The sequence below is a fragment of the Arsenicicoccus sp. UBA2120 genome (genome assembly GCF_002330965.1).
Classification (GTDB): domain Bacteria; phylum Actinomycetota; class Actinomycetes; order Actinomycetales; family Dermatophilaceae; genus Arsenicicoccus; species Arsenicicoccus bolidensis.
Genome location: NZ_DCYC01000030.1, coordinates 19,792 through 29,746, shown reverse-complemented (window position 1 = coordinate 29,746; position 9,955 = coordinate 19,792). Strand labels below are relative to the sequence as shown.

At 73.6% G+C, this 9,955-nt stretch carries 7 protein-coding genes and 1 pseudogene; 7 read left to right on the top strand and 1 reads right to left on the bottom strand.

All coding sequences use genetic code 11. The features are described from left to right. Window positions 1-1,754: 1,754 nt before the first annotated feature. Complete coding sequence (locus B2P18_RS03745) at window positions 1,755-3,197, bottom strand: KamA family radical SAM protein (RefSeq protein WP_239266426.1); 1,443 nt, start codon at window positions 3,195-3,197, stop codon at window positions 1,755-1,757. A gap of 88 nt (window positions 3,198-3,285) precedes the next feature. On the opposite strand from B2P18_RS03745, the gene B2P18_RS03740 reads away from it, so the two are divergent. The 7 genes and pseudogenes from B2P18_RS03740 to B2P18_RS03710 all read left to right on the top strand — a co-directional run. After that, entirely contained in the window at window positions 3,286-4,395 is a 1,110-nt protein-coding gene (locus B2P18_RS03740; protein ID WP_286955913.1) for an L-erythro-3,5-diaminohexanoate dehydrogenase, read from the top strand. 4 nt (window positions 4,396-4,399) lie between these two features. Next, window positions 4,400-5,590 (top strand): amidohydrolase family protein, encoded by a 1,191-nt coding sequence (locus tag B2P18_RS03735; protein ID WP_286955911.1) that lies wholly within the window; start codon window positions 4,400-4,402, stop codon window positions 5,588-5,590. Continuing rightward, window positions 5,512-5,979 carry an amidohydrolase family protein gene (locus tag B2P18_RS03730; protein ID WP_286955909.1) on the top strand — a complete coding sequence of 156 codons (468 nt, stop codon included), beginning with the start codon at window positions 5,512-5,514 and terminating at the stop codon, window positions 5,977-5,979. The genes B2P18_RS03735 and B2P18_RS03730 overlap by 79 nt, the downstream gene beginning before the upstream one ends. Further along, window positions 5,976-7,565, top strand: coding sequence for a lysine 5,6-aminomutase subunit alpha (locus tag B2P18_RS03725; RefSeq protein WP_286955907.1), 1,590 nt, complete (start codon window positions 5,976-5,978; stop codon window positions 7,563-7,565). The genes B2P18_RS03730 and B2P18_RS03725 overlap by 4 nt, the downstream gene beginning before the upstream one ends. Further along, entirely contained in the window at window positions 7,562-8,350 is a 789-nt protein-coding gene (locus tag B2P18_RS03720; protein ID WP_286955905.1) for an OAM dimerization domain-containing protein, read from the top strand. Before B2P18_RS03725 ends, B2P18_RS03720 begins: the two co-directional genes overlap by 4 nt. Next, window positions 8,347-8,760, top strand: a complete 414-nt coding sequence (locus tag B2P18_RS03715) for a hotdog domain-containing protein (protein ID WP_286955903.1) — start codon at window positions 8,347-8,349, stop codon at window positions 8,758-8,760. Before B2P18_RS03720 ends, B2P18_RS03715 begins: the two co-directional genes overlap by 4 nt. 524 nt (window positions 8,761-9,284) lie before the next feature. Then, window positions 9,285-9,955 (top strand): annotated as a pseudogene (locus tag B2P18_RS03710) (apolipoprotein N-acyltransferase); the annotation flags it as partial.

The window sequence follows — 9,955 nt, the reverse complement described above, 5'->3', positions numbered from 1 at the left end:
GGGGACCGCCACGAGGCCCGCCAAGGCGATGCGAACGCCGCCAACCCTCCCTTCGTCGTCGTGCACGACGCCCACCTCGCCGACCCCGACCTCCTGGTCCCGCTCGTGGACCGCGCGGGAGCTCCCGGACCCGACCGCCCCACGGTGGTCCTCGTCCACGACGGCACCCTCGGCCTGCCCCTCGTGCCGGACCACCGGTGCGTCGTGCGCCCCCTCGACGTCCCCCGCGTCCAGGCGAGGATCGACGCGCACGGCCTCGGGCACCGGCTCTCCGCGATGCGCCTGGTCGAGCACACCGCCGGGCTCGCCGACCTGGTCGAGGACCTGCTCTCCCACCTCGCCACCGACCTGACCGCGTCGACCCACGACGTCCGTCTGGGATCGACCCCGACGGCGCGGTCGGACGCTCACGCGGTCGTCTCCCGGCTCGACGGACCCGCCCGCGACGTCGTGGAGCTCGTCTCGGTGCTCGGCACCCTCGACCTGGACGACCTAGCCGCTCTGACGGGCAAGGCCGACCCCACCGCGTCGGTCGACGACGCCGTCCGCAGCGCGCCGGTGCGGCTGGTCGACGACGGCTACCGCGTGCGCGTCGCCCCCGTGGCGCCCATGCTCGCGGCCGCCGTCGTCGAGGCGATGCCGCTCGCCCGACGTCAGGCGGCCCATCGACGGGCAGCCGCCGTCCCGCAGGACGACCTCGAGCGGGCCCGGCACGTGCTGCGCGGCAGCGCGCTCGTCGACGAGGCCGCCGTCGAGGAGGTCGTCCGGCTCGGCCGAGGTGCCGCCCAGCGCGGCGACTGGCGGCGCGCCTCGGCCGCCCTCACCCTCGCCGTCCGCACCACCCGCGAGGCGGACCGGCGCCAGAGCCTGCTGCCCGAGGCGCTCGACGCGGCCGCCGGCGCGGGGCAGCTCGTCACCGCGGACGAGCTGGTCCCCGCAGTCTCGGCCGGCCCGCCGAGCGTGCTGCGCGACGCCGCCCTCGGCTACCACGCGATCATGGTCGGCCGCCCCGACCGGGCCGAGGTCTGCCTCGACCAGGCCTGGCGGCAGTGCAACCCGCGCACCCGCCCCGCCCAGGCCGTCCAGGTCGCCGGTCGTCGCGCGCTGCACGCCCTGTGCAGCTGGGACGGGACCGAGCTGGAGCAGTGGGGCGCCCGCGCCGCGCTGCTCGGCGGCGACGACCACGCGTCCCGGCTCGAGGCCGAGTGCATCGGCGCGATCGGCACCGCCATCCTCGTCGACGCCGGACGCGCGCGCGCCCGCCTGGCCGAGATCCTGCACGACCACCCCATCGGCCCCCACCGGCAGCGGGTCGCCCTCGCCACGGGCTGGGTCGAGCTGGCCACGGGCGACGCCGACACCGCCGCCCACCGGCTCGAGGACGCCTGCGGCCGCCCGGGCGACGAGGGCTCCGTCCGCATCGCGATGTGGGCCCTGGGGTGGCTGGCGCGAGCGCGGTTCGACGCCGGGCAGTGGGCCGCCGCCATACGGCTCGTGGAGCGCGGGAGCTCGCTGGGGGACACCACCCAGCTGAGGCTCGGCGAGCCCCTGCTCCACTGGACCGGCGCGCAGGTCAACGCCCTGATGGGGCGCTGGGCGGCCGCCGGCCGGCACGCCCAGCGCGCCGCCTGCCCGGTCGACGCCTACCCGGTCATGCGGATCCCCGCCGCGCTGGCCCGCGCGCAGGTCTGCGAGGCGCGCGCCGACGATCTTCGGGGGTGCGGTGAGGGGTCACGGTCAGACGAGGGACACGGTCAGACGAGGGACGCGGTGCGCGAGGCCGCCGCCGCGGCGACCTCCGCCTCGTGGGCCGACGCCACGGCCGCCTCATCCCGCTGCTCGCGCCACCAGCGCTGCCCGCTCTCGGGGAGGGTGTAGATCGGGTCGTAGTAGGCGTAGTCGGTGCTCGTGACGTCGACCTCCTCGCCCTCGATCGAGGTGCGATAGTTCTTGCGCCACAGCGAGATTCCGCGTTCGCGGTCGTACTCCTCGACCTGGTGGACCCACCGCTTGCCGACGAACGGCACGTCGCACACGATGCGCGGCGTGGCGAAGCCCGGCAGGTAGCCCATGATCGCGTGCTGCAGGTGCTGGGCCTCGGACAGCGACAGCCGCCAGTGCTCGCTGAACGGGATCATGTCGCACATGTAGAAGTAGTACGGGTTGATCGCCGCCTCGTCGCGCATGGTGAAGCACAGGTCCAGCAGTGCCTCCGGCGTGTCGTTGATGCCGCGCATGAGGACGCCCTGGTTGCGGATCGAGCGCACCCCGGCCTCGTGCATCAGCCGGGTCGCGTGGGCGACCGAGGGCGTGACGGACTGGGCGTTGTTGATGTGCGTGTGGACGGCGAGCCCGACGCCGCGGCAGGCGGCGGTCCAGGAGACCCGGCCCAGACCCTCGACGACGTCGGGCGCGGACCAGTGCTGGGGCAGGCCCATGAGCGCCTTGGTGGCGAGCCGGATGTCGCGGATGTTGTCGATCTCGAGCAGGCGCATGAGGAAGGACTCGAGGTTCTTCCACGGCATGTTGGCGACGTCGCCGCCCGAGACCACCACGTCGCGGACCTGCGGGGATCCCTTGAGGTAGTCGATCATCGCGTCCAGCCGGTCGACCGGCTTGCCCGCCAGTTTGAGCTTGGTGACCTGCGCCGTGGAGTTGCCGACGAGGTCCATGCGCGTGCAGTGCCCGCAGTACTGCGGGCAGGTGGGCAGCAGCTCGGCCAGCACCTTGGTGGGGTAGCGGTGGGTCAGCCCCTCGGCCACCCACATGTCGGCCTCGTGCAGCGAGTCGCGGGAGGCGTGGGGGTGGCTCGGCCAGTCGGTGCGGCGGTCGGAGTAGACCGGCAGCATGTAGCGGCGGACCGGGTCGGCGAGGAACGCGGCGCTGAACTCCGCGCCGGCCGCCGGCATGGGGGAGTCGACGGCCGGGACCATCGTGTTGAGCATCTGGGGCGGCACGAGCATCGACATCGTGGCGCGCTCGGCCTGGTCGCGCTCGAGGTCGGCGTAGACGTCCTCGGTGAGCAGGTCGCCCATGAGCTCGCGCAGCTGCTTGACGTTCTTGACGCATCGGGTGCGCTGCCACTGGGCGCTCGCCCAGTCCTTGTCGGTCACGTCGCGCCAGCCCGGCAACCGGCGCCAGTCGGGCTCCACGAGCTCGCGCCGACGGTAGACGTATGGTTGCTCCATCGCACTCATGACCCCTACGGTAGCGGAGAGTTTGCGGCCTGCAACACTGCGGGCAGAAGGTTTTGCACCATCACCCGTCTCAGAGTGGAGAATCGGCATGGAGAGCGCGCAGGTCGCCCGCCCCGGCAGCGGTGCCCCCACGCCCCCTGCGACCAGCTCGTCGCCATACGGCCTGCACCGCGTGATCGTCGGCCCGGGGGAGCGCCCGTCCCTCCCGCAGGCCGCGCGCTGCCTCGACGACCGGCCGGAGATCTGGCCGGACGAGGTCCGCGTGTCCGTCGAGACCCTCAACCTCGACGCCGCGAGCTATCGCCAGCTGAGAGGGTCGTGTGCCGGGAGCGCCCTGCGCCAGGCGGTGCTGGACATCGTCGGCGAGCGCGGCAAGATGCAGAATCCCGTGACGGGGTCCGGCGGCATGCTGATCGGCACCGTGGACGAGGTGGGGCCCCAGAGCCCCCTGGGGCTGCGGCCCGGGGACCGCGTGGCCACCCTCGTGAGCCTGTCCCTGACGCCCCTGCGGATCACCGACGGCCTCGAGCGGTGGGACGGCGAGGACGAGCGCGTCCCGGCGCAGGGCCACGCCATCCTCTTCGGCCGCTCGATCGCCGCGACCCTGCCGGACGACCTCGACCCCGAGCTCGCCCTGATGGTGATGGACGTGTGCGGTGCCCCCGCCCTGGTCGATCGGGTCGTGCGCGAGCACCGGGCCCGCGCGGGGGAGCCGCCCGCCGTCCTCGTCCTCGGCGGTGCGGGCAAGTCCGGCTCGCTGTCGCTGGCCGCCGCCCGGCGGGCCGGGGCCGGCCACCTCACCGCGGTGGTGCCCGTCCAGGCCGAGGCGGACCTGCTGCGGGGCACGGGGCTCGCGGACGACGTGGTCCTGGCCGACGCGCGCGACCCGCTCGGGCTGCTCGAGGCGGTCGAGGCCGCGCACGGCCCGGCCGACGTCACGGTGGTCTGCGTCGACGTGCCGGGGTGCGAGCACCCCTCGATCCTCGTCACGCGCGACGGGGGCACGATCATCTACTTCTCGATGGCCACCAGCTTCAGCGCGGCCGCGCTGGGCGCGGAGGGGCTGGCCGCCGACGTGCGCATGCTCGTGGGCAACGGCTACACCCCCGGGCATGCGGCCCTCGCGCTCGACCTGCTGCGCTCCGACGCGTCGGTGCGCGCGTTGTTCGAGGGTCGCCTCGCACCACGGGCAGACTGAGCCCATGCGACGACGCACCCTCTACCGCAACGGCCACGTCTACGTCCCGACCCGCGGCTTCCCCACGGCCATGCTCGTCGACGACACCCGGGTGCTCTGGGTGGGGACGCAGTCAGAGGCGGACGGGCAGGTCGACGAGGCGGACCGGGTCGTGGACCTGCACGGAGCGCTGGTCACCACGCCGTTCGTCGACCCCATCCACTACGTGGTCGAGACCGCGGAGTGGCACTCGGTGACCCAGCTGATGGGGGCTCGCTCGCTGACGGAGGCGCTCGACCGGCTCGCGGAGGCCGCCCGTCGGTCCGACGGGCCGGTGACGGGGTTCGGCCACGACGAGGGTCGCTCGCCGGAGCAGCGCCCACCGACGCCCGAGGAGCTGGACCGCGCGGAGGGCGGTCGTCCCGCCGTCATCCTGCGTGCGGACAAGGGGGCCTGCGTCAGCTCGCCGGCCTTCACCGCCGCGGCCGAGCGCCTGGGGGTGGACACGTGCGACCTGTCGGACCGGAGCCGCAGACCCAGCGTCGGGGCCCTGCTCAAGGTGCTCGTCGCCCTGCGCACGCCCGCCCAGCAGCAGGCGATCCTCGACGGCGCCCTGTCCGCCGCCGCCGGCTACGGCATCGGGTGCCTGCACGACCACATCTCCAGCCCCCGGCTCCTGGACGGTTTCACCACCGTGCGCCCGCAGCTGCCGGGGCCCGTCGTGCAGCGCTACCTCCGTCACGTCTGCCGGCCCGGCGAGGACCCCACCGAGCTCCTGCGCGAGCACGACCTGCACGGCTTCACGCTCCAGGTCGACGGGCCGGTCAACAGCCACCGGGCAGCCCTGCACGAGACCTACATCGACCTGCCCGGCCAGCTCGGCCCCGACCCGATGCCCGCCGGCATGATCGCCGAGCACCTCGTCACCGCTTCGCTGGCCGGCGTCCGCACCAGCCTGGTCGCCCTGGGAGACCGCGCGGCCGACGCCATGATGACGGCATGCGCACCGCGGTGCGGACCGTGGGGCTGGACCGGTTCCGCTCGATCCGGCACCGCACCGTCACCTTCGCCCTGGCCGACCCCCGGGTGCTGGGCACCCTCATCGACCTCGGGGTGGTGGCCGTCCGCATGCCCCAGGTGGACAGCAGGTGGGGCGGCCCGGACGGCGAGTTCACCCGCAGCCTCGGCCCGGCCCGGGCCCGGGCCCGCGAGATGATGCGCCTCGGCTCGCTCGGCGTCGACGGCCTGGTCACGGCCCTCGCCAGCTCGTCGCCCTGGCTGGAAGCCGACCCCTGGCAGACGCTGCGCTCCGCCCGCTGGCACCGCTCGGAGGAGGACCAGATCTCGGTGGGCGAGGCCTTCCGGGCCCACACCGTCGGCGGCTGGCACGCGTCCGGCCACGACACCCGGGGCTACCTCGACGTCGGGCTCCCCGCCGACTTCGTGGTGTGGGAGGTGCCGCCGGGCGAGCTCGGCGGGGGATCGCGCTCCCCGCTCGAGACGCCGGGCCTGCCGCGGCTGACCCCGGACATCTCCACACCCCGAGCCCTGCTGACCGTCGTCGGCGGCCGCACGATCCACGAGAGCGAAGGAGCTCTGACATGACCCGCACGCCCGCGCCGGGTGCGCGCGCCCACCTCGACCTGGACCCCCAGGTCGTGCGTCGCGCGAGGAGCCTCGCCCGCCGGGCTGGTCGACCCGTCGTCCGGCTGGCGCAGGAGCACACCACCGTGTCGGTCGAGCGCGCGACGCTGCGCCTGGCGGGACTCGCGGGCGCCGACCACGAGCGCGTCCCGTGGGTCAACCACCTCGTCCAGGGCGTGCGCGACCAGGTGGGGCTCGAGGCCGGCGTCAGCACGCCGGTGCACGACGCCCTGGCGCGGGGGGAGGCACCGGACCTGCTCACCCTCGCCCAGAAGTCCGCGGCCGGCGCCGTGACCTTCCGCCTCCCGGAGGGCAAGGACCGCACGGCGGCGCGCCGCCTGGCCATGCGCTCGGTCAAGAAGGGGATGACGCGCATCGACCGGCAGCGCGCCGCACGGGAGCGCCTGATCGCCAAGGTCGGCGACGCGCCCGCCCGCCCGTGGGTCTACCTCATCGTGGCGACCGGCGACATCTACGAGGACATGCCCCAGGCGCAGGCCGCGGCCCGCGGGGGAGCGGACGTCATCGCGGTGATCCGCTCGACCGGGCAGTCCCTGCTCGACTACGTCCCCGAGGGCGCGACCCGCGAGGGCTACGCCGGGACCTACGCGACGCAGGAGAACTTCCGCCTGATGCGGGCCGCCCTGGACGAGACGAGCAAGGAGCTGGGCCGCTACGTCCGCCTCACCAACTACGCGTCCGGGCTGTGCATGCCGGAGATCGCGGCGCTGGCCGGCCTCGAGCGGCTGGACATGATGCTCAACGACTCGATGTACGGCATCCTCTTCCGCGACATCAACCCCGTCCGCACCTTCGTGGACCAGCGCTTCTCCCGCCAGGTCCACGCCCGCGCCGGGATCATCATCAACACCGGCGAGGACAACTACCTCACGACCGCGGACGCCGTCGAGGCCGCCCACACGGTGACGGTCAGCCAGCTGCTCAACGAGTACTTCGCCAAGGAGGCGGGGCTCGCGGACTGGCAGCTCGGTCTCGGCCACGCCTTCGAGATCAACCCGGACGTGCCCGACTCGTTCCGCATGGAGCTGGCCCACGCCATGCTCGCCCGCGACCTGTTCCCACGCGCGCCCCTGAAGTGGATGCCCCCCACCAAGCACATGACAGGGGACGTCTTCCGCGGCTACCTGCTCGACGGCTTCTTCAACCTCGTCGGGGGGCTCACCGACCAGGGGATCCTGCTGGTGGGCATGATGACCGAGGCCGTCGTCACGCCCTTCCTGTCCGACCGCGACCTGGCGCTGCAGAACGTCCGCTACGCCCTCGAGGCCGGGCGCGGGCTGCGCGAGGACTTCCGCCCGCCGCCCGACGGCTTCGTCCAGACGCGGGCCCGGGCCGTGCTGTCCGAGGCCGTGGACCTGCTCGACCGGATCGCCGACGACACCCTGCTCGACGCCATCGCCGACGGGACCTTCGGCCTGATGAAGCGTCCGGCGGACGCCGGCAAGGGCCTGGACGGCGTGGTCCGCAAGGGCCCCGACTACGACAACCCCGCCACGACCCTGCTCGAGGAGGGAGCCACCCGATGAGCGACATCATCAGGCCGTATGGCGACACCACCGGTGACGGCATGATCCAGGTCTCCTTCACGCTGCCGGTGCCCCACGACAAGCGCGCGGAGGGAGCCGCCCTGCAGCTGGCCGACAAGATGGGGATCCGGCCCGCCCTGCTCGTCCACGCCAAGCCGATCGGTCCGGACTTCACCTTCTTCGTGGTCTACGGCTCCGTGAACCACCTGGTGGACCTGCGCGACGTCCACGTGATGGAGCGCGACTACCCGCTGCTCCCGGCCAAGGACGTCAACGCCGCGATCAAGCGCCAGCTGCGCCGTCCGCTCGTGGTGGTGGGGGCGTGCATCGGCACCGACGCCCACACCGTCGGGATCGACGCGATCCTCAACATCAAGGGTTTCGCGGGGGAGAAGGGGCTCGAGTACTACTCCGAGATCACCGTGGTCAACCTCGGCGCCCAGGTCCTCGTGCCCGAGCTCGTGGAGCGGGCCCGCGCGGAGCAGGCCGACGCCGTGCTGGTCTCGCAGGTGGTCACGCAGCGGGACGCCCACCTCACCAACACCCGGGAGATGTCGGCGGCCTTCCGCGAGGCCTATCCCGCGGGCACCGCGCCGCTGCTCGTCGTCGGCGGTCCGCGCTTCGACGAGGCGGCCGCCGGCGAGCTCGGCGTGGACCGCGTCTTCGGCAAGGGGACGACGCCCGGCGAGGTGGCGTCATACCTCGTCCACGCCATCTCCCAGCGCCACGCCCGCCCCCAGGCACCCACCCGCACCCGGACCGCAGCCGAGGAGCCAGCCCGATGACCACCACCCCCGCGTCCCCGCCCCAGGTCGGCATGACCCTCGTCCACCGCCGCTACGTGCCCTACAGCCACGCGCACTACGCCGGCAACCTCGTGGACGGGGCCTACTCCCTGGCCGCGTTCGGCGACGTGGCGACCGAGATGTGCATCCGCACCGACGGGGACGAGGGGCTGTTCGCGTCCTACAGCGACGTGCAGTTCTCGGCACCGGTGCGGGCCGGCGACTGCCTCGAGATCAGCTGCACCCTGGTCCGGGTAGGCTCCCGGTCGCGGGAGATGGACTTCTCGGTGCACGTGGTGGCCCGTGGCACGCCGGACCGGGGCGCCTCGGCGGCCGAGGTGCTCGACCCACCGGTGGTCGCGACGACGGCCCGTGGAGTGGTGGTCGTGCCCCAGCGTCACGAGCCCTGACACGCAGGTTCACCCTCCGTCCGGAGCGCTGTGGCACAGGGTCATTGCCTCCGCTCGTTCGGCCGAACGCGCCGATGGTGTCCGCATGCTGGCGACACGCCGACGTCAACCGACTATTTTAGGTTCAGGGTCACGCCCCTGACCAGCGGATCTATGCGTCGTCGCAGGTCAGCGGCTGTTTGACAGCCGCTGTGGGGGAGGCTCTAGGTTGGCCGAGGTTGTCCGACCATTCGAGTGGGGTCCGATCCGGGTCTCCGACGTGGGCGGTGGTGATCACTCCCTGGGGGAGCGCCCGATCGGGTGAATCCAGGTCATCGTCCGTGCCCGTCGGTGCCACCTCTGCGATCACCGCACCTCGGACAGCAGCACGACCCGCACGCCTAGTAGACAACGGCGCAGCCCCGGCATCCGGTCGGGTCCGCGCCGGCCCCAACGGCCTGCGGGTCGTGCTGTGCCTCAGCGGCGCGTGCTGACCCCGTGGCGGCGCGCACCGACCTACCCACCCGTACGGCTAGGGTGTCGCCGTGCGTCGACTCCTCCTGGCCCTGCCGCTCGCGATCGGCGCGGGTCTGGCCCTGTGGCTGTCCTGGCCGGACCACGACGTGTGGTGGCTCGGACCCGTGGGGATCGCCCTGCTGGCCCTCGCCACCCACGGAGCGGGCACCCGCCGCGGCTTCCTCCTCGGCATCGTGACCGGCCTCGCGGCCTACCTGCCGGCGCTGCACTGGTCCGGGATCTACGTCGGTGACCTGCCCTGGGTCGCCCTGTCGGTGCTGCAGGCGCTCTACGTCGGGATCACCGGCGCCCTGTGCGGGCTGCTCTCGGCCCCCGACGACACCCGGCCACGGGGACGGGCGCCCCGCCGGTTGCCCTACCCCGTCGTCGTCGCGGCCGCCTGGGCCGTGGGGGAGTGGCTGCGGTCCACGACCCCGTTCGGCGGGTTCCCCTGGATCAAGATCGCCTTCGGGATGGCCGACGCACCGATCCTGCCCCTGGTCCGGTATGTCGGGACGCCCGGCCTCACCGCGGCGGTGGCGCTCGTCGGCGGCCTCCTGGCGGTGGCCGTCCGCCATGCGCTGGCCACCCGACCCGGCCGGCGCCGCACCGCGGGACGGCATACGGCCCTGTCCCTCGGCTCCCTCCTCGCCGCCGCCGCGCTGGTGTGGGGCCCGGCCCTGCTGCCCGTGCCCACCGA